Below are 19,289 nucleotides of genomic sequence, written 5' to 3'. Positions count from 1 at the left end.
TCCTGGTACCTGGTTAACTCGGTTCACATTGTGGCAACGGGATGAGTGCTGGCGGGAGCGCGGTAAAGACCCCAAGCATCCAGGGTAGGACCACGCGGACGACAACTCCCGTGCGGGCGATCAGGGAGTAAGGCCCCTACCTTCGGCCGTGTCGCATATGCATAATGTCGCCATGTTTATTTTCGTGCTGTTGGCCATCTTGATACTGGTCGTGTTTTGGCAATACATCTTGGCTGGGCTCGGCCTGTGGGTGCTCGTCCTCATCATGCGCGCCGTGATCAACTGGACGCTGGCCGACCCGAAGCCGAATTACCCCCGGAAGCCCGTTCAGACCCGGCCTGTGCCCAAGTCCAGGCCCAAGCCTGCCCGCGAGTTGCCCGCGCCCGAATATCTGCCCAGGTGGACTGCGAACCGCCGGCTGGACGCGGGGCGCGAGCATGCCCAGTGGCAGGAGAAGTTCGACAACGCAGCGCAGTAGGACCCCGCGGGCTGGGCGGCATTCGCGGGCTGGAGCGAGTGCTTCTTCGGGGTCAGGGGCGCCAACGCACACCGTTGTCCGTACATGGAGCCGTGTTGACTGCACGGCCCCCCAAACATGCTGCATCGACGAGTTCGCGTTTCCCGATCGGTTCGTTCAATTCGACCGTCACCGGCACCGCGTCGTTTCCTTGGCAGGTATATCCCCCAGGTCATAAGGGTTCGACATCGGTCCGGATCACGATCCGCTCCTGTTCGACCCGCACTCGGGGATCCAGCACAGTGCCGGTTACGCCACTTGCGCACTCCAGTCGCGTCACCCCCAACCGGAGGGTGGTGGAAAACGAGGTGACCTCCGTGGAGTTGAGTAGTTCCCACGTTCCGATGTCCTCAACCGCGGATGCAGACGATCGGGTGCCACTCACCTTCGGTGAAGACGATCCGGTGTCACCGACGTCGGGTGCGGAAGCGTCGCAACCGCTGAGGAGGAAAGCCGAGCAAGCTAGTGCTCCGACCAAGAATTGAAGTCCGGAACTTGGGTGCTCCACTTCCACCTCCACGTAAACAAGTCCGAAAGAGGATACGGGGTGACTTGCGACTGCCGGTGCCCGAAGTATGGCATCCTTGGTGCTCGGCTCATAGAGCATCAACTCTGTAGCGGGAAGTTTCGGGACTCAACCTACTCCGGGAGTGCGTGATGAAGCTTCACTTCCGCCTAGGCAACGGCCCCCTGAAAGTGGGCCTCAATGATCCCCTTGATGTCGTCGTGGCAGCCGCCGCAGCCCGTGCCGGCGCGGGTTGCCGCGGATACCTCGGGCACGGTACCGCAGCCCTCCGTAACAGCAGAAGCAATGGCCGTGCCGCTGACGCCCGCGCACCGGCAGACCGTCCGGGAAGGGTCCACGGATCCCGCCGCGGCGGCCTGGTCCGGCCCGTCCAGGCGCAGCAGCAGCGAGCGGTCCGCGGGCAGTTCGGCGCCGCGTTCGAACAGCTGCACCAGTTCGGCTGAGGTGCGCGGCATACCCACGGACACGAGGCCTTCGAGCACGCCGGCGCGGGTGGTCATCTTGACGTAGCGGCCGTGCTCGGGATCGGCCCACTGGGCGATCTGCAGCCTGGCCCGGCCGTTCACGGCCCCGGCGGTCAGGGCTTCCTCGTCCCACGGGTCGGCGGAAACATCCCCGGCCACGGCCATGTTCATGCCACGGGCCTTGAGCACGATCACGCCCGGCAGTTCCGCGGGAAGGGGCGGCAAGGCCTCGGCCTCCGCGTCGGCGCCGGACGCCAACAGGGTCAGATAGTCGGCGAGCCATTCGGCCTGCCGCCAGCCAGGCCCCACCAGCCCGGACGGGCCGCGTGCGGTCCGGCACTGAACGCACTCGGGATCCGGGCAGCGGACCTCGGCGCAGTCGCCGATCGCAAAAATGTGGGGCTCGTGGTGGGCGCGGAGCTTGTGGTCCACCAGGATCCCGGCGGCGGTGGAGAGCCCGCAGCCTTCCGCCAGTTCGGTCCGTGGCCGGACACCGCAGGAGAGCACCAGGAGGTCGCCGTCGATCGCGGAGCCGTCATCGAGGAGCAGGGCCGAGAAACCGCCGTCGGGCGCGTTGTGCTCCACGCCGACGGAGCGGGCGTTGCCGGCCATCCGCACGCCGCAATTCCGCAAGGAGGCCGCGAGTACGGAGCCGCCGCCGCGGTCGATGTTCCGGCCCAGGGGATGCGGGCCGTTGTGCACCACGGTCACGGTGGCGCCTTCCTCGGCCGCGGCGAGGGCCGTCTCCAGGCCCAGCACGCCGCCGCCCAGGACCACCACCCGCTTGCCGCCTGCCACGGCAGCGTGGAGTACGGACGCGTCGCGGAGATCCCGCAGCGCGGTCACGCCCGGCGGCAGCACCGGTGCGGCCGGGTCCGGGTTGAGCCCCGTGAGGTTGGGGATGACAGGGCGCGAACCGGTGGCGAAGACGAGCCGCTCGTAGCCGGGGGAGGTGCCGTCGCTTAGCAAAACCCGCTGCCGGGCACGGTCCACACGGCGGACGCGGACGCCCAGCCGGACATCGACGCCGTCGGCCACCAGCGCTGCCGCGTCGGCGAGGGCCAGGGCGGCCGGCGTGGTGCGGCCGACGCCAAGATCGGCCACCAGCACGCGGTTGTACGCCGCCTCGGACTCTTCGCCGATCACCGTCAGGTGCGCGATGCCGCTGCGCACGGCCGGCAGCAACTCGTCGATCAGCCTCGCGGCGACGGGCCCGAAGCCCACCACCACAATCCGCTCAGTCATGAGGTCTCCTCTGCTTGAAGAACTTGAACACCGCTGCGATTGCCGGCCGCGCCCCCGGAGACAGCGTCTCCGGAAACCGCCGGGCGGATCCACACCTTGCTGGTCTTGAACTCGGGCATCCCGGAAATGGGGTCCGTGGCGGCCTCGGTGAGCCGGTTGGCGCTCTCAAGTTCCGGGAAGTGGAACGGCAGGAACACCGTCTCCGGCCGGATGTCCGTGCTCAGCTCGGCACGGCAGCTGACCACGCCGCGTTCGTTGGAAATCGAGACGTAGTCGCCGTCGGCGATGCCCTGGGCGGCGGCCGCGGCGGGGTGCAGCTGCAGCCGCGCCTCCGGCTGGGCTTCGGCCAGCGCAGCGACCCGTCGGGTTTGCGCGCCGGACTGGTAGTGCTCCATGAGGCGACCGGTAATCAGGGTCATCGGTGTCCCGGCGCGGTCCGCCGCGGACGCTGCGGCCACAGGGGCCGCGCCGGCAGAAGGCGTACGACGTCGGGGCGTCACCGCCGTGAACACGGCACGGCCGCCGGCATGGGCAAAGGCGTCCAGGAACAGCCGCGGCGTTCCGTCACTTCCGGCGGGGTAGGGCCAGTAGGCGGCCTCGCCGCGGTCCAGCATGGCGTAGTCGATCCCGGAATAGTCGGCCAGGCCGCCGGAGGACGCGAGCCGGAGTTCCTCGAACACGGTTTCCGGGTCCTCGCTGAACGTGGACGGTGCATCCAGCAATTCGGCCAGCCGGGTCATGATCCACAGCTCGCTGCGGACCCCGGGCGGGGGAGTGAGGGCCCGGCGGCGGCGCAGCACGCGGCCCTCGAGGTTGGTCAGGGTTCCTTCTTCCTCGGCCCACTGGGTGACCGGCAGGATCAGGTCCGCCTCGGCAGCGGTCTCGGAGAGGAAGAAGTCGCACACCACCAGGAAGTCCAGGCTGCGCAGGCCCGCGATCACGGCGTTGGCATCCGGGGCGGACACCGCCACGTTGGCGCCGTGCACGAAGAGGCACCGGACGCCGTCTGGCTGTCCAAGGGACTTGAGGAGTTCGACGGCGGGGAGGCCCGGGCCCGGGATGAGGGTTTCCGGCACGTCCCAGACCTTTGCCATGTGGGCGCGGGCGGCGGGATCGGTGATCTTCCGGTAGCCGGGGAGCTGGTCCGCCTTCTGGCCGTGTTCGCGGCCGCCCTGGCCGTTGCCCTGCCCGGTGAGCGTGCCGTAGCCGCTGCGTGCGGAGCCCGGCATGCCCAGTAGGAGGGCGAGATTGATGGCGGCCGTGGCGGTGTCAGTGCCGTCGACGTGCTGTTCGACGCCGCGGCCGGTGAGGATATAGCTGCCGCCCTTGCCGGCGCCGTCGGCCAGCCGCCGGGCGGTTTCACGGATCAGTCCGGCGGGGACGCCGGTGATCGACTGGACCCGTTCCGGCCAGAAGCTTCCGACGCTGCGGGCCACGGCCTCGTATCCGGTGGTCCGGTCCGCGATGTACCCGGCGTCGGCGAGGCCCTCGTGGATCACCGCGTGGGAGATGCCCAGGAGCAGGGCGAGGTCGGTGCCGGGCAGCGGCTGCAGGTGCAGGCCGCCGCCGTCGGACGTGAACGCCGCGGTGGCGGAGCGGCGAGGGTCGACGACGATCAGCCCGCCGGCGTCGCGCGCACCCTGGAGGTGCTGGACGAAGGGCGGCATGGTTTCGGCCACGTTGGAGCCGAGCATCAGGATGGTGCTGGCTGTGTCGAGGTCTGCCAGCGGGAACGGGAGCCCGCGGTCCAGGCCGAATGCGCGCATGCCGGCCGCGGCGGCCGAGGACATGCAGAACCGGCCGTTGTAGTCGATCCGCGAAGTGCCCAGGGCCAGCCTGGCGAACTTGCCCAGCTGGTAGGCCTTCTCATTGGTGAGGCCGCCGCCGCCGAACACGCCGACGGCGTCCCCCCCGTGCCCGGCGCGGGTCTCCTTCACGGCGGCGACGATCCGCGTCAGGGCCTCGTCCCAGCTGATCGGGCGGTGGACGCCGTCGGTGCCCCTCAGCAGCGGCTCTGTGACGCGGCCGGTGTGGTTCAGCAGTGAGGCGGAGGTCCAGCCCTTGCGGCACAGGCCGCCGCGGTTGGTGGGGAAATCGCGTCCGGCGACTGTCAGGAGCGGCGGGGCGACGGAGGGTGCAGTTTGTTCCGCCACGGGGTCTGACCCCGGCTGGACAGCCGGGGTCAGAGCCGCTGGGGATGTGAGCGTCATGGCGCACTGCAGGGCGCAGTAAGGGCAGTGCGTGTCGGCGCTTTTGGTCATGTTAGACGTGTCCCATCGCATTTCGGTTGGCGTTGCGGATGTAGAAGAACCAGCAGACGGCGAGCATCAGGACGTAGGCCCCCACGAATCCGTAGAACGCCGGGGTGTAGGAGCCGCTGGCGGAGTTCGAGGCGTTGAGCACCTGCGGGATGACGAATCCGCCATAGGCGCCGATGGCCGAGACCAGGCCCAGGGCCGAGGACGCGAGCCGCTGGGTGGTTACCGTGCTGGCACCTGACTTTGCTGCCCGGCTTGAGGTGGCGAAGATGATGGGGATCATCCGATAGGTGGCACCGTTTCCGAAGCCGCTGGCGGTGAAGAGCAGCAGGAACAGGCCCAGGAACAGCCAGAAGTTCTTCAGCGGCAGCGTCCAGATCATGGTCAGGGTGATGACGGCCATGGCAGCGAAGGCTGAAACCGTCATCCGGGCGCCGCCCATGCGGTCCGCCATGCGTCCGCCGTAGGGGCGGGCCAACGAGCCGACCAGCGGGCCGAGGAAAGCGAGAGACAGGGCTACGGTTCCGACCCCGATCGAGGAGAAGGCCGGGAAGTAGTCCTTGATGAGCTTGGGGAACACACCGGCGAAGCCGATGAACGAGCCAAATGTGCCGATGTACAGCAGCGCCATGATCCACAGGTGCGGTTCCTTGAGCGCGGCGAGCGAGCCCGCAACATCGCCCTTGGCGCTGGTGAGGTTGTCCATGTACTTCCAGGCGCCGAACGCGGCGAGCAGGATCAGCGGGACCCACATGAGGCCGGCCACCGGCAGGTTGACGGTGCCGGCGGCCAGGAGGGTGATGGCAATCGGAACGGCCAGCTGTGCGACGGCGGCACCGAGGTTGCCGCCGGCGGCGTTCAGGCCCAGGGCCCAGCCCTTTTCGCGGGCCGGGTAGAAGAAGGTGATGTTGGCCATCGAGCTGGCGAAGTTGCCGCCGCCGAAGCCGGCGAGGGCGGCCACGAACAGCATGGTGCCAAACGGGGTCTCCGGGTTGGAGACGCACATGGCCAGCCCGATCGAGGGGATGAGCAGCAGCAGGGCCGAGACGATGGTCCAGTTGCGGCCGCCGAAGCGGGGGACCATGAACGTGTAGGGGATCCGCAGCGTGGCGCCCACCAGGCTGGGCATGGAGATCAGCCAGAAGATTTCCGAGGTGGTGAAGGTGAAGCCGGCCGCGGGGAGCTGTACCACCACAATCGACCAGAGCTGCCAGACCACGAAGCCCAGGAACTCGGCGAAGATGGACCAGTTCAGGTTGCGCCGGGCAATGGAGCGGCCCTGGGACTCCCACTGGTCCTTGTTTTCTGCATCCCAGTTGGCGATCCAGCGGCCGGGCCGGTGGTCGAGGGTAAGGGCATCAGTGCGGGCGGCACTGGCATCTGCGGTGCCGATTTCGGCGGTGCGTTCAGCAGTCACTTGGGAGACCTCCTTGGGGGGTGTTGTCCTTCAAAGGTAGGGATGCCGCGTTTCAGGGACGGTCGCGGTTTATTAACACGCTGTGACTTTTGCCTATCGGGGCTTTTATGACGGTGTGAGAGTAGGTGTGACGATCACCACGTGAGGCAACGACACGGCGTCCAAATAACGGACCATTTGTCCATTGACTGGACAGTAGGAACTAATATCAGACGTATACGAATCCCTAGCCGGCGGCCCCGGGCATCGGGCTCTTGGGGAACATCCGACCGGTCTTCATGAAAGCGTTACTACATGTCATCCACTGCAACCTCCGCGGAGCATGGGTCCACCAAGCAGGTGAATTCGCGCGGCCGCGTGATTGTCGCCAGCCTGATCGGCACCACCGTCGAGTTCTATGACTTCTACGTGTACGCCACCGCTGCCGTACTGGTCTTCCCCTCCTTGTTCTTCCCGGCGCAGAACGAAACCGCCCAGCTGCTCAGCTCGTTCGCCGTATTCGGCGTGGCCTTCATCGCCCGCCCGCTCGGATCCGTGGTCTTCGGCCACTTCGGGGACAAGTTCGGCCGCAAGGGCACCCTCGTGGCCTCGCTGCTGACGATGGGCATTGCCACCTTCCTGATCGGCTGCCTGCCGACGGCGAAGGTGGAAGGCTGGGAATTCTGGGCTCCGGCCCTCCTGGTCGTCATGCGCTTCTTCCAGGGCCTGGCCCTCGGTGGCGAATGGAGTGGTGCGGCACTGCTGGCCACCGAGAATGCCCCCGCGAACAAGCGCGCCATCTACGGCACCTTCCCGCAGTTGGGGGCCCCGATCGGCTTCATCATCGCCAATGTGATCTTCCTGGTCTTCAGCTACACGCTGTCGCCGACGGCCTTCATGGAATGGGGCTGGCGCGTGCCGTTCCTGCTCAGCGCTGTCATGGTGATCATCGGCCTCTACGTCCGGCTCAAGTTGATCGAAACTCCCGCGTTCACCAAGGTCATCGAATCCAATGAGGTCGCCAAGCTGCCTCTCGCCCGGGTCTTCAAGTCCAGCTGGCGCCACCTGATCCTGGGTACGTTCATCATGCTCGCCACGTACGTGCTCTTCTACCTGATGACAACGTTCACGCTGACCTACGGAACCCGCGCCTCCAGCCTGGATGCCGCCAAGGCCGCAGCCGAGAAGGCGGGCAAGCCGATGACCGAGGCCGCGGCCGCCGCGTTCGTCCCAGGTCTGGGGTACACGCGCAACGACTTCCTCTGGATGCTGATTGTCGGCGTCGTGTTCTTCGGCATCTTCACCCTGGTCTCCGGTCCCCTGGCCGAGAAGTTCGGCCGCCGCAAGATGCTCATCACCGTGACCGCGGGCATCTTGGCCTTCGGCCTGCTGTTCGTCCCGCTGTTCAGCGCCGGATTCGTGGGCACGATGGCGCTGCTGATCATCGGATTCTCCCTCATGGGCCTGACGTTCGGCCCCATGGGTGCGCTGCTGCCGGAGCTGTTCCCGACGAACGTCCGGTACACCGGCTCGGCCATCAGCTACAACTTCTCCAGCATCCTGGGTGCGGCGGTGGCTCCGTTCATCGCTGTCTGGCTCTGGGAAGTGGGCAAGGGCAGCCCGGCGCTGGTCGGTGTCTACCTCGCCGCTATGGCCGTGCTGACGCTGATTGCCTTGTTCGTGAGCAAGGAAACGCGCGATCTTGATTACGAGAACAACGTAGCCTGACGCTCCAGCCCAGTTGCTGACAGAAATGCCCGGTGTGTTCCTCGAACGCACCGGGCATTTCCGTGTCGGCCGGAAAGCAACCGGGACCGAACGCGGGGCGGGGCAGGCGGGCGGGGAGGCGGCAGGGGTTTAGCTCGCGTAGCGCTCCACGAAGTTCCGCAGGATTTTCATCGGTTCCGTCGCGGTGAACCGCCGGGCGTCTTCCATGAGCATTTCGGCCGATTCGGGCGGGAAGTAGCCGGCGTGGCGGTAGATATCGATCCTTGTCACGAGCCCTTCGGCATCGAGCTCAGGGTGGAACTGGGTGGCGTACAGGTTGGTCTTGATCCGGAACATGTGCACCGGGCAGGCGGCCGAGCTCGCCAGGAGCACCGCGTGGGCGGGCAGGACGGTGCAGGCTTCCTTGTGGCCGGTGAACGCCGTGAAGCTCTCCGGCAGTCCGCGCAAAAGGGGATCCTGCAGCCCTTCCGCCGTCAGTTTGATGGTTACGCCGCCGAGCCCTTCACCATACGTCCGGTCGATCACGGCGCCCTGGTGCAGTCCGAGCGTGCCGACGCCGTAGCAGGCGCCGAGGAACGGGAAGTCCTCGGTCACAATCCTGTCCAGCAGCCCGGCGAGTTCGCGCTCTACCCGGTGCTGGGCGGCGCTCTTGTGCTCGGCCGGGTCGCTGGAGGTGAAGGGACTGCCGCCCACAATGACGCCTGAATAGTCGGACAGTTCCAGGTCAGGCAGCGGGACGGCTTCCATCCGGATGCGGTGCAACTGCTCCGGCTTGAGCCCGCAGTAGCGAAGATAGGCGCGGTATTCGTCCTCGGCAGCGGTGTCTTCCGCGCGCGAGGCGAGGAGCAGGAAGGGCTTCACACTCCAAGTCTCTACCGGCCGGTCACGGGGGCGCCAGAGGCGCGCCCGCGACCGGCAGCGTCATAAACTCCGGCCGTCGCTGTCGCTTACTGTGCGTCGCCGTCCTCGATCATGGCGATCACGGCGCCTGCGGCCACAGTCTCGCCGGCCGCTGCGGCGAGGCCGATCACGATCCCGGCGCGGTGGGCGGTGAGCGGCTGCTCCATCTTCATCGCTTCGAGCACGACGACGAGATCGCCCTCGGCGACCGTGTCACCTTCGGCCACGGCCACCTTCACGATGGTCCCCTGCATGGGGGAGGTCAGGGCGTTGCCGCTCGCGGCCACGGCTGCGCTGCCGCCGCGGGAGCGCTTCTTGACCTTGGCGGGCTTGGAGCCGCCCGTGTTGCTGACCGAGCCCAGCGACGCCGGCAGCACGACTTCCAGGCGTTTGCCGCCGACCTCGACGACGACGCGCTGGCGGTCGCCGGCGTCGGCCGCTTCAGCCTCGGTGCCGGTGGGGGTCCAGGCAGGAATGTCGTTGACGAAGGCGGTCTCGATCCAACGGGTGTGCACCTTGAACGCGCCGTCGGCCGGTGCGAAATCGGGGTTGGTAACAACGGCTAGGTCGAATGGGATGACGGTGGGGATGCCTTCCACCACCATTTCCTCAAGCGCCCGCCGGGACCGCTGCAGGGCCTGGGTGCGGGTGGCGCCGGTAACGATCAGCTTGGAGAGCATGGAGTCGAAGTTGCCGCTGATGACATCGCCCTGCTCCACGCCGGAATCGATGCGGACGCCGGGGCCCGTGGGGTTCTTCAGGAGCGTGATGGTGCCCGGGGCGGGCATGAAGTTCCGGCCCGGGTCCTCGCCGGTGATGCGGAATTCGATCGAGTGGCCGCGGACTTCCGGGTCGCCGTAGCCGAGCTCCTCGCCGCAGGCCAGCCGGAACTGCTCGCGGACGAGGTCGATTCCGGTGACTTCCTCGGAGACGCAGTGCTCCACCTGAAGGCGGGTGTTGACCTCGAGGAAGGAGATGGTGCCGTCCTGGCCGACCAGGAATTCGCAGGTGCCGGCGCCGAGGTAGCCGGCTTCCTTGAGGATTGCCTTGGAGGATTCGTAGAGCCGGCGGTTCTGCTCTTCGGTGAGGAACGGGGCCGGGGCTTCTTCGACGAGCTTCTGGTTGCGACGCTGAAGCGAGCAGTCGCGGGTGGAGACCACCACGACGTTGCCGTGGGCGTCGGCGAGGCACTGGGTCTCGACGTGCCGCGGGGCGTCCAGGAAGCGCTCGATGAAGCATTCACCGCGGCCGAAGGCGGCGGTGGCCTCGCGCACGGCGGATTCAAAGAGTTCGGGGATTTCCTCGCGGGTGCGGGCCACCTTGATGCCGCGTCCGCCGCCCCCGAAGGCCGCCTTGATGGCGACCGGCAGGCCGAACTTGTCCACGAACTCGAGGATTTCCTCGGCGGATTCGACTGGGTCTGCGGTGCCGGGGACCTGCGGGGCGCCGACTTTCTCGGCGATGTGGCGGGCCTGGACCTTGTCGCCCAAGGCCGAGATCGCTTCGGGGGAGGGCCCGATCCATGTGATGCCTGCATCGATCACCTTGGCGGCGAACTCGGCGTTCTCGGCCAGGAACCCGTATCCGGGGTGGATGCCGTCCGCGCCGGACTGGCGGGCGACGTCGATGATCTTGTCCATCACGAGGTAAGACTCCGCGGCGGTGTTGCCACCGAGTGCGTAGGCCTCGTCGGCGAGCCGGGCGTGCAGCGCGTCGCGGTCGGGGTCGGCGTAGACAGCCACCGAGGCGATGCCTTCATCGCGGGCGGCGCGGATGATGCGCACCGCAATTTCTCCGCGGTTGGCGATCAGCACCTTGGTCAGCCGACGGGTGCCCGCGGCTGTAGATGACTGTGTTGATCCCGGCACGGTGGGTGCGGACTGCTCCGAATTTGCTGACAAGGCGTCTCCTTCTTTCCTTCAGGGAGCCTAGCGCGGTTTTGAGGGTTCCGCCGATATTACTTGCGGATTCCGCGCGTATACGGCCCTTCCTTTGTAGGGTTGCCACAAAGGACGGCCAATTGGCTCACTCCGGACCCACTCGACTCTCGCTCGGTCTTTACTCGGCTCGGACGTCCGCTGGGTCTACGGCCCCGCCGGTCCAGAGCTCGGTGATGCTCACATTTGCCTGTCCAAGCAGCGCGCGCAGGGTGGAGATGGAGAGCCCGACGACGGTGTGGGGATCGCCGTCGACCTTGCGGATGAACGCCCCGCCGTAGCCGTCGATCGTGAAGGAGCCGGCGCACTGGAGTGGCTCGCCGGTGGCGATGTAGGTTTCGATTTCCTCGGTGCTCATCTCCATGAAGTGCACCTCGGCGGAGGAAACCGAGCCCAGGGTGGCGCCGGTGCCGCGTGCGGTGACGCCGCCGTCGGTGTCGGTTCCTTCGTCGTCAGGGTCGCCGTCCGTGTCGCTTTCTGTGTCGCGGCAGTCGACGAGCCAGTGGCCCGTGTGGAGGACGCCCATGCTGCCGCTCATGCGGAGCATGCGTTCGCGGGCGACGTCGGCCGTGTACGGCTTGCCATGGGCCTCCCCGTCGAATTCGAAGACCGAGTCGCAGCCGATCACGAGTGCGCCGTCCGCCTCGGGCAGTGAAGCGACGGCCTCGGCCTTGGCCCGGGCGAGGAGCAGGGCGGTGTCATGCGGATCCGTCACGCCGTAGCGGGCCTGGACGGCGTCCTCGTCCACATCCGAGACGAGGACCTCGTGCCGGATGCCGGCGTGGCTGAGCAGCTTGGTGCGGGCGGGGGACTGGGAGGCAAGAATGAGGCGGGTCACCGTTCCAGCCTAGTTGACCCGGTCCAGAGGGGGACCGTTGCGTTGGGTTCACTCGTTGCGACCGGCGTTTTCTTGGCGGATTGCCGGAATGTTCGGGGCGCAGCCTCTCATCCCGGGTGACGTCCGCTAATCCAGGGTCCGCGACGGTTGAAGCCTCTTTGCGTGACCCCAGAATGTCAGACCCCCGGAGGAGAGTGGACCTATGGACGGCAATCAGGGGCCCGAAGTGGTTCCGGCAGGAGGCGGCGGCACCGGTTTCGGCCGGGCCGGGGGCGGTGCGGCGTCCGGGCCGGTGACCGTGGCGGCGGCCGTCGAGGACCTGGTCCGCATGGTGTCCGCGATCCGTCCGGCCACGGACAGCGCGGGGATGATCGACCAGCTCCGGGTACTCGAGGACGTGAAGTCGGCATCGGCGGCCCTGCAGGCCCGGATCGCGGTCTCCTTTGATGCCTCCCAGCGCCGCGAACAAACAATGCTCGGAATCCCCGCGGAGAAACGCGGTGCCGGGGTCGGTGCGCAGCTCGCCCTGGCCCGGCGCGAGTCCCCGGCCAGGGGCGGCCGGCTCCTGGGCCTCGCGAAAGCGCTCGTGACGGAGATGCCGCACACCCTCGCCGCGCTCGAGTCCGGGCAGCTGAACGAATGGCGCGCCACCCTGCTCGTGCGCGAGACCGCGTGCCTGACCGCCGCGGACCGGGCCGCCGTGGACGCGGACCTCGCGCCCGACACCGGGGCACTGGCCGGGGCCGGGGACCGGCGGCTGGTGGCCACCGCCCGGGCCGCCGCGTACCGGCTGGACCCGCGCACCGTCACCGAACGCGCCGCGCCCGCCGTGTCCGAGCGGTATGTCAGCCTCCGCCCGGCCCCGGACACCATGTGCTATCTGACCGCCCTGCTCCCGATGACCGCCGGCGTGGGCGTGTATACCGCGCTGGGCCGGCACGCCGACACCCTGCGGGCCGCCGGGGACCCGAGGGGCCGCGGACAGGCCATGGCCGACACCCTCGTGGACCGCTGCACCGGAACCCCGGGCGGGATCACCGGGGTGGAGATCCAGGTCGTCATGACCGACCGTACCCTTTTCCAGGGCGACAGTGAGCCGGCCCGGATCCCCGGCTACGGCACCGTCCCCGCCGGCTGGGCCCGCGCCCTCATCACCGGCACCAAGGCCAACGACAGCACCGTCGGCGTCGGTTCACCCGGACAAAGTGGCTCACAGGAATCCGCCCAGTCAACAGCCGGTCCTCCTGAACCTGGCGGTGCAGCCGGCGGTCCCCCTAAACCTGGCGGCACACCCGGCAGATCCCCGGGACCCGGCAGCCCCAATAGACCCAGTGACGCGTCCGGTGCCGATGAAACCGCTTTCGGCGTCTTCCTCCGCCGGCTCTACACCCACCCGGGCACCGGCGAGCTAGTCGCGATGGACTCCCGGGCCCGGATCTTCCCGCACGGGCTCCGCCGCTTCATCCAGGCCAGGGACGACACCTGCCGCACGCCCTACTGCGACGCCCCGATCCGCCACTTGGACCACATCATCCCCTGGCACCACGGCGGACCCACCACCAGCACCAACGGCGCCGGCCTCTGCGAAGCCTGCAACCACACCAAAGAAACCCCCGGCTGGGGAGCGCGAGCCGTGACTGCACACGAGTCAGACCCCACATCAGGGGACGAAACCAGATCCACGCCCGGACAGCGGCACACCATGGAACTCACCACCCCCACGGGCCACACCTACCGCTCCACCGCGCCACCCCTGCCCGGATCGCCTACCGGCGAAGCGAGCGCGGTGTCCCGCCGTCGGCGCCGCGACGAGGGCCACCACGGGAAGACGCTCAAGCGTGTGCGGCCCCCAGGTTCATCGGCGGCCTGAGCGGCGCGGGTTCTCACCAAAGTCGCAACTGAAAGTGGGGTTGATTTCATGGGACGTTCGACGGGTCAGTACGACCGACAAGTCTGCAATCCAAGGGGCCGCAGCGCGAACGTCACGCCGTCCCAGATGCAGGGAGGCTTGACGGGGGTTGAGCAGCACTTTCTGCCGATGAAGGAACTGGGACAGTCAGGCGAGAGTGCTGGTCAGGAATCGCTCAATGGCAGTGAACACCTGAACGTGAGCGGCCAAGGAGGCACGCCAGTCGTTCGGGACTTCCAACGAGTGATTGGCGTTCAGAATGTCAACGAACGTAGCTGCCGTCTCTGACAACGCATCGGTTGTCCATAACTTGTCTTTGGATCCGCCAATGAGCAGGTCCGGCTTACGAGTTTCAGTAAGCGTTCGCCGAATGACGTCATCCGTGAGGATAGGGGTGAGCCAAACAGCTGGCACTTGAGCCTCTTCCGCCCAGGGAATAGAGAACGTGCCAAACGACTTGGCCACGATGAGTCGATGGTCGGCGGGCGGCGCCTCGGCGAACGCCTGCTGAACCGCACGAGCGGCGAACCCGTGGGGGTCATCCCCAGGTTCATCGTCGGCGGTCCAGCGAATTGCCCGAACCTGCCAGCCGCGGTCTCTCAACTGTTCTGCAGGCCAGTAAAGAAGAGGAGATTCGACCTTGTACCCCGCACCTGGCACAAGCACGACGACCTTGGTCTCATCTTGATTGGCCTCACAGCCTGGCCAGAGGAAAGTTTCCATGCCGGAGATCCTACAGGGGCTGCTTTTCTGTCCTGATGGCAGAAGCCAGTGAGCAAAGTTCGTCGTTGACCTGTGGCGATGCTGCTGAGAAAACCGGCGGCGAACGCACCCCCAACCCGTCCCGAATTGCGCGCACAAAAAAGCCGCCCGCCGATCAGAATGATCAGCGGGCGGCTTCAGGACAACTCGGCTTTAGGGCGACTCACAAGCAGGCTGTGAGTGTCAGCGCGCGCCGACCCCCTCTGGCTCGGGCTCGCTTTCGGATGAGGTGGCTGATGCCGCGGGCCGGAGCTTGGCGCCCTCGACGTCGACGTCCGGCAGGATTCGGTCCAGCCAGCGGGGCAGCCACCACGACTTGTCGCCGAGCAGGTACATCACGGCCGGGACGATCGTCATGCGGACCACAAAGGCGTCCACCAAGACACCGAAGGCCATCGCGAAGCCCAGCGGCCGGACCATGTTCAGGTGCGAGAAGATGAAGCCGGCAAAGACGCTGACCATGATGATGGCTGCGGCGGTGACCACGGATGCGGCATGGCTGAAGCCAGTGCGGACCGCATGCTTGGCCGATTCCCCGTGCATGAATGACTCGCGCATGCCGGAGGTAATGAACACCTGATAGTCCATGGCCAGGCCGAACAGCACACCGATCAGGATGATCGGCAGGAAGCTCAGCACGGCGCCCGGGTTTTCGACCCCGAACACGCTCCCCAGCCAGCCCCACTGGTAGACCGCCACGACGGCTCCGAAGGCGGCCGCCAGCGAGAGCAGGAAGCCGCCAGTGGCCAGCAGCGGCACCACGATCGAGCGGAACACGAGCAGCAGCAGGATCAGCGACAGTCCGACCACGATGCCCAGGTACGGGGGTAGGGCGTCGCCAAGCTTTGTGGAGACGTCGACGTTGCCGGCCGTCTGACCTGTGAGGCCGATGCTGACACCGGTGGAGTCCTTGATGCGGTCCTTTTCGGCGCGCAGCGCGGAGACCACCTTGACCGTACTGGCGCTGGCAGGGCCCTCCTTGGGAATGACCTGGAACACCGCGGTGCGGCGGTCCTCGCTCAAGGCCACCGGAACTGCGGCCGTCACGTTGGCCGTGCCGCGGAGGATGTCGGCGACGTCGAGCTGCTTTGCCGTGGCTTCGTCCTCGCTGAGGCCGGCGGGGAAGTCGCCCACCACCACGATCGGGCCTGTCATGCCTTCGCCGAAGCTGCGGCCGGTGACGTCGTAGGCCTTGAAGGCCTGCGACTCAACGGGCTCGGACCCGCCGTCGGGCAGAGCGAGCCGCAACTGGCTGGCCGGCAGCGCCACGATGCCCAGCAGCAGGACACCGGCCAGCAGCGCCAGGATGGGGTGGCGGGTGACGAGGCCGCCCCAGCCGCGGGTGCTGCGGCGTTCGTCGCGCGCACGGTCCTCCCTCTCATGGCCGGGAGCGGCGTTGTGCTTCTCCGCCTTGGCCCAGACGCGGCGGGAAATGAGTCTGGGGCCGATCAGGGACAGCACGGCCGGGGTAAGGGTCAGGGCGACGACGACGGCGACTGCCACCGTTGCGGCGGCGGACAGGCCCATGACGGCCAGGAAGGGGAGTCCCGGAATGACGAGGGCCGCGAGGGCGATGATGACCGTCAGGCCCGCGAACAGCACCGCGTTGCCGGAGGTGCCGGTGGCGAGGGCCACGGATTCCTCCCCATCCATGCCGGCCAGAAGCTGGCCGCGGTGCCTGTTGACGATGAAGAGCGAGTAATCGATGCCGACGGCGAGGCCCAGCATGAGGGCCAGCATCGGGGAGATGGAACTCATGTCGATGGCGCCGCTGAGGGCGAAGGTGCCGCCGACGCCCACTGCCACACCGACCAGGGCCATCAGCAGGGGGAGCCCGGCGGCGATGAGCGTTCCCAACATGACGATGAGCACCAAGGCCGCGATGGCGATGCCGAGGATCTCGGAGATGCCGAACAGCTCCGAGACGTCCTCGGTGATTTCCTTGCTGGCCAGGGCGGTGACTCCCGCAGAAGAGACTTCGTGGGCGATGTCCTGGACTTGCTGGCGCACCGCGGGGGCCAGCCCGTTGATCGAGGTCTTGAACTGGACCTGTGCGATCGCCGCCGTGCCGTCCTCGGAAACGAACCGCATGCCCTGCGAGGCCTCAAGCTGGCGTTTGGCGAGGGCGAGCTTGGCCGCGCCGGCCTCGAGTTCCTTGGTCCCGGCGTCGAACTTTTCCTGGCCGGCGGTGAGGGCAGCCTTCTGCTGGCCGAGCTGGGCGTCGATGGCCTCAGCGGACATGCCGGCCGCGGTCATCTGCTGCTCTGCCGCAGCCAGCTGGGACTTGCCCGCGGCCAGCCGGGCGGCCGACGCGTCCAGCTGCGCCTTGCCCGCGGAAGCCTGCTGCTCGCCGGCGGCAAGGTCCGCGACGGCTTTGTCCAGCTGGGCCTGGGTGGCGAACGGGTCCACGGTGCCCTGGACGTCGGGTAGGGCTTTCAGCTTGGCCAGGGCAGCCGAGACCGCGTCCTTGCCGGCCTGGGTGAACTGGCCGTCGTTCGACTCGAACACGATGCCGGCCGAGCCGCCGGAGGACTTGGGCAGTTCCCGCTTCAGCTTGTCCGCCATCTGCTGGGTTTCAGTGCCGGGGATCTGGAAGTTGTTGGACATGGTGCCGTGGAAGGCCGCCGCTGCACCGCCGACGGCCACCAGGACGGCGAGCCAGAGGGAAATGACGAGCCAGCGGTGGCGGTAGGAGAACTTACCGAGACGGTAGAGCAACAGGGCCATGTCAGTGCCGATCTGGGGAAGGGGTGGCGGGGGAGTGGGATGCGAAACCGGAACCGAGGAGGCTCATGGAATCGATGAGGAGCTGGCGCAGGATGGACAGGGAGGCCGGACTGAGGTCGCCGCCGCACCGGGCGAACCAGACATCCATGGCGGCCTTACCGCAGGAGATGATGGAGCCCGCGAGGGCGCGGAGGTACAGTTCGTCGATCTCGACGCCGGAGACCCGGGCGAAGCGCTCCCGGGCGGCGTCGATGATTTCAACGGTGCAATGGTCCCAGGCTTCCAGTTCAGAACGGCTGAGCATGGGGTTGGCCTGGCCCATGCTGTACAGCTCGGCCATGGGAGCCACTGTCATGGGGTCGGCCAGTTCAACCAGGGCCGCCCGCGCAGATTCCAGGATGGGCTCGCCTGCCGGGCGGAGCCGGAACTGCTGGAGCGCCTTGTCCAGGAATCCGTGGGTCACCGAGGCAATGACCACCTCGGTGCTGGCGAAGTAGTTGAAAAACGTGCGGCGGGATATGCCAGCTGCCTCGGCGATGTCCTCCACTGTGAAGTTTCCGGGACCCCGCGTGCGGAGCAAGTCCATGGCAGCGTCCGTGATGGCCTGCCGGGTGGCGGCCTTGTTTAGTTCGCGGCGCGACGTCGGTGCGGCGCCGGATCCGCCGGACGGGGCAACGTAGGCGGCGGAAGGAGATGGTGAGGAGGGCACGCGCTTACACTACGTGCATGTTTGCACTCTGCGCAAGTATTTTGGAGAGGGTCCGGCAAGGCGGAATCAGGGCTTGAGCTGGGGCGCCGTGCCGCCGGAGGTGGCCTTGCCCCCCGAATTGCCCGTAACGCCGGAATTGGTCAGGCCCCCGGAAGTCGCCGTGCCGCCGGAATTGGTCAGATAGATCGACTGGCCCGTGGCTCCGGGCTCGTCCTGAGTCAGGGGAATGGCAAAAACGGCCGTGCCGTAGGCGCAGATTTCCGTCCAATTCTGCCCGATCGCTGAAGTGTCGAAGCGCATGGCGATGATGGCGTTGGCGCCGCGCTGCTCGGCCTCGGCCACCATCCGGGCCATGACATCCTGCCGGCTGTCGTAGAGTGCCCGCGTCATTTCCAGCACCTCACCGCCGCCCAAGGAACGGAAGCCGGCCATGACCTGGGCGGTGATGTCCCGGGAGCGGACGGTTAGGCCCATGACCTCACCAAAGACGGCGTCGATCCGGTGGCCCGGAATGTCATTCGATGTCACGATCAGCATGCCCAGAGCCTATCCACTTTTGCCGCCCGCACGGCGGGTGCCAGGCGGCACAGTATCCCTGCCGGATTCACAGCAAAGCGAAAGCTGGGAAACAGCTATCTCTGCTGGGGCTGGTGCAGACTGGAGGTGCTCGCGGAGCAGACTTCCCCGGAAGAACCATCAGCTTCAAGCGCCGTCACCACTCGGCAGATCCAGGAGACAGCAGATGTCACGCACAACCAAAATCACGCTCGGCCTCGGGGCGGCGGCCGTGGCACTGGGCGCCGGGCTCGGAGTCGCCGGGATGGCCTCCGCCACCACGACGCCGACGCCCACCCCGTCCCCCAGCTCGAGTGCCCCCGGGAACAACCCCGCCGACGGCTACGGCATGCGCGGCGGACGCCACGGCCACGGCGGTGCGGAGCTCGGCGCCCGCGCCAAGGAACTCGCTGCCAAGCTGGGGGTCGACGAGGCCAAGGTCACCGACGCCCTGAAGTCCTTCCGCGAAGCCAACAGGCCCGCCACCCCGCCGGCCACTCCACCTGTCGCAGGACAGAAACCGGACCGCGCCGCGAGGGAGAAGGCGCTGGCCGCGTCCCTGGCGAAGTCGCTCGGCATCGATGAGGCCAAGGTCACCGCTGCCTTGGCGGAACTGCGCACGGCCGAGCAGGCCAAGCATGCCGCCGCACTGAAGCCCCGGCTGGACCAGGCCGTCAAAGACGGCACCCTGACCCAGGCAGAGGCGGATGCCGTCGCCAAGGCCGCCGAAAAGGGTGTGATCGGCGGCCGCTAGGCCTCCGCGTCTTCGGGCCGACGAATTTGGGCCGATGGATTCGGGCCATCAGCGATGAGAGACG

At 67.4% G+C, this 19,289-nt stretch carries 14 protein-coding genes; 4 read left to right on the top strand and 10 right to left on the bottom strand.

The window, feature by feature from the left end:
• Nucleotides 1-172: 172 nt before the first annotated feature.
• Nucleotides 173-478: a hypothetical protein gene (locus M2428_RS11850; protein ID WP_277526153.1), complete on the top strand. Its 306-nt coding sequence runs from the start codon at nucleotides 173-175 to the stop codon at nucleotides 476-478.
• A gap of 714 nt (nucleotides 479-1,192) precedes the next feature.
• On the opposite strand, the gene M2428_RS11845 is transcribed toward M2428_RS11850, so the two are convergent.
• Genes M2428_RS11845 through M2428_RS11835 form a run of 3 tightly spaced genes read right to left on the bottom strand, consistent with a single transcriptional unit; the run spans nucleotide 1,193 to nucleotide 6,403 of the window.
• Nucleotides 1,193-2,752 (bottom strand): FAD-dependent oxidoreductase, encoded by a 1,560-nt coding sequence (locus M2428_RS11845; RefSeq protein ID WP_277526152.1) that lies wholly within the window; start codon nucleotides 2,750-2,752, stop codon nucleotides 1,193-1,195.
• The gene (locus M2428_RS11840; protein WP_277526151.1) at nucleotides 2,749-5,013 is read right to left on the bottom strand and encodes a molybdopterin oxidoreductase family protein; all 2,265 of its coding nucleotides are present in this window, start codon (nucleotides 5,011-5,013) and stop codon (nucleotides 2,749-2,751) included. The genes M2428_RS11845 and M2428_RS11840 overlap by 4 nt, the downstream gene beginning before the upstream one ends.
• A 1-nt stretch (nucleotide 5,014) precedes the next feature.
• Nucleotides 5,015-6,403, bottom strand: coding sequence for an MFS transporter (locus tag M2428_RS11835; protein WP_277526233.1), 1,389 nt, complete (start codon nucleotides 6,401-6,403; stop codon nucleotides 5,015-5,017).
• 318 nt (nucleotides 6,404-6,721) lie between these two features.
• Here M2428_RS11835 and M2428_RS11830 point away from each other — a divergent pair, with 318 nt between their 5' ends.
• Nucleotides 6,722-8,134, top strand: a complete 1,413-nt coding sequence (locus tag M2428_RS11830) for an MFS transporter (RefSeq protein ID WP_277526150.1) — start codon at nucleotides 6,722-6,724, stop codon at nucleotides 8,132-8,134.
• 129 nt (nucleotides 8,135-8,263) lie between these two features.
• Here M2428_RS11830 and M2428_RS11825 read toward each other — a convergent pair whose 3' ends face one another.
• The 3 genes from M2428_RS11825 to M2428_RS11815 form a co-directional block, all read right to left on the bottom strand.
• Complete coding sequence (locus M2428_RS11825) at nucleotides 8,264-8,995, bottom strand: glutamine amidotransferase (RefSeq protein ID WP_277526149.1); 732 nt, start codon at nucleotides 8,993-8,995, stop codon at nucleotides 8,264-8,266.
• An 86-nt stretch (nucleotides 8,996-9,081) separates the two neighbouring features.
• Nucleotides 9,082-10,902 (bottom strand): biotin carboxylase N-terminal domain-containing protein, encoded by a 1,821-nt coding sequence (locus tag M2428_RS11820; RefSeq protein ID WP_277526232.1) that lies wholly within the window; start codon nucleotides 10,900-10,902, stop codon nucleotides 9,082-9,084.
• A 190-nt stretch (nucleotides 10,903-11,092) separates the two neighbouring features.
• Entirely contained in the window at nucleotides 11,093-11,809 is a 717-nt protein-coding gene (locus tag M2428_RS11815; RefSeq protein ID WP_277526148.1) for a nucleoside triphosphate pyrophosphatase, read from the bottom strand.
• 202 nt (nucleotides 11,810-12,011) lie between these two features.
• Between M2428_RS11815 and M2428_RS11810 the strand changes: the two genes are divergently transcribed.
• Nucleotides 12,012-13,679: an HNH endonuclease signature motif containing protein gene (locus M2428_RS11810; RefSeq protein ID WP_277526147.1), complete on the top strand. Its 1,668-nt coding sequence runs from the start codon at nucleotides 12,012-12,014 to the stop codon at nucleotides 13,677-13,679.
• A 186-nt stretch (nucleotides 13,680-13,865) separates the two neighbouring features.
• Here M2428_RS11810 and M2428_RS11805 read toward each other — a convergent pair whose 3' ends face one another.
• The 4 genes from M2428_RS11805 to M2428_RS11790 all read right to left on the bottom strand — a co-directional run bounded on the left by M2428_RS11805 (nucleotide 13,866) and on the right by M2428_RS11790 (nucleotide 18,453).
• On the bottom strand, nucleotides 13,866-14,441 hold the full coding sequence (locus M2428_RS11805) for a hypothetical protein (protein WP_277526146.1): 576 nt from the start codon (nucleotides 14,439-14,441) through the stop codon (nucleotides 13,866-13,868).
• Between the two features lie 222 nt (nucleotides 14,442-14,663).
• Nucleotides 14,664-17,207, bottom strand: coding sequence for an MMPL family transporter (locus M2428_RS11800; RefSeq protein WP_277526145.1), 2,544 nt, complete (start codon nucleotides 17,205-17,207; stop codon nucleotides 14,664-14,666).
• A gap of 1 nt (nucleotide 17,208) precedes the next feature.
• Complete coding sequence (locus tag M2428_RS11795; protein ID WP_277526144.1) at nucleotides 17,209-17,916, bottom strand: TetR/AcrR family transcriptional regulator; 708 nt, start codon at nucleotides 17,914-17,916, stop codon at nucleotides 17,209-17,211.
• Between the two features lie 66 nt (nucleotides 17,917-17,982).
• Nucleotides 17,983-18,453, bottom strand: coding sequence for a YbjQ family protein (locus tag M2428_RS11790; RefSeq protein ID WP_277526143.1), 471 nt, complete (start codon nucleotides 18,451-18,453; stop codon nucleotides 17,983-17,985).
• Between the two features lie 205 nt (nucleotides 18,454-18,658).
• On the opposite strand from M2428_RS11790, the gene M2428_RS11785 reads away from it, so the two are divergent.
• On the top strand, nucleotides 18,659-19,225 hold the full coding sequence (locus M2428_RS11785; RefSeq protein ID WP_277526142.1) for a hypothetical protein: 567 nt from the start codon (nucleotides 18,659-18,661) through the stop codon (nucleotides 19,223-19,225).
• Nucleotides 19,226-19,289: the final 64 nt, after the last annotated feature.

The organism is Arthrobacter sp. ES3-54 (assembly GCF_029504395.1).
Taxonomy (GTDB): domain Bacteria; phylum Actinomycetota; class Actinomycetes; order Actinomycetales; family Micrococcaceae; genus Arthrobacter.
Note: the sequence above shows the minus strand (reverse complement) of the source record. Positions and strands in the feature narration are given on the sequence as shown.

Bases quoted from the DNA above. Each gene is read 5' to 3' on its own strand.
- M2428_RS11850 (WP_277526153.1), top strand. From the start codon at position 173: ATGTTTATTTTCGTGCTGTTGGCCATCTTGATACTGGTCGTGTTTTGG.
- M2428_RS11830 (WP_277526150.1), top strand. From the start codon at position 6,722: ATGTCATCCACTGCAACCTCCGCGGAGCATGGGTCCACCAAGCAGGTG.
- M2428_RS11840 (WP_277526151.1), bottom strand. From the start codon at position 5,013: ATGACCAAAAGCGCCGACACGCACTGCCCTTACTGCGCCCTGCAGTGC.
- M2428_RS11810 (WP_277526147.1), top strand. From the start codon at position 12,012: ATGGACGGCAATCAGGGGCCCGAAGTGGTTCCGGCAGGAGGCGGCGGC.
- M2428_RS11805 (WP_277526146.1), bottom strand. From the start codon at position 14,441: ATGGAAACTTTCCTCTGGCCAGGCTGTGAGGCCAATCAAGATGAGACC.
- M2428_RS11845 (WP_277526152.1), bottom strand. From the start codon at position 2,752: ATGACTGAGCGGATTGTGGTGGTGGGCTTCGGGCCCGTCGCCGCGAGG.
- M2428_RS11785 (WP_277526142.1), top strand. From the start codon at position 18,659: ATGTCACGCACAACCAAAATCACGCTCGGCCTCGGGGCGGCGGCCGTG.
- M2428_RS11800 (WP_277526145.1), bottom strand. From the start codon at position 17,207: ATGGCCCTGTTGCTCTACCGTCTCGGTAAGTTCTCCTACCGCCACCGC.
- M2428_RS11790 (WP_277526143.1), bottom strand. From the start codon at position 18,453: ATGCTGATCGTGACATCGAATGACATTCCGGGCCACCGGATCGACGCC.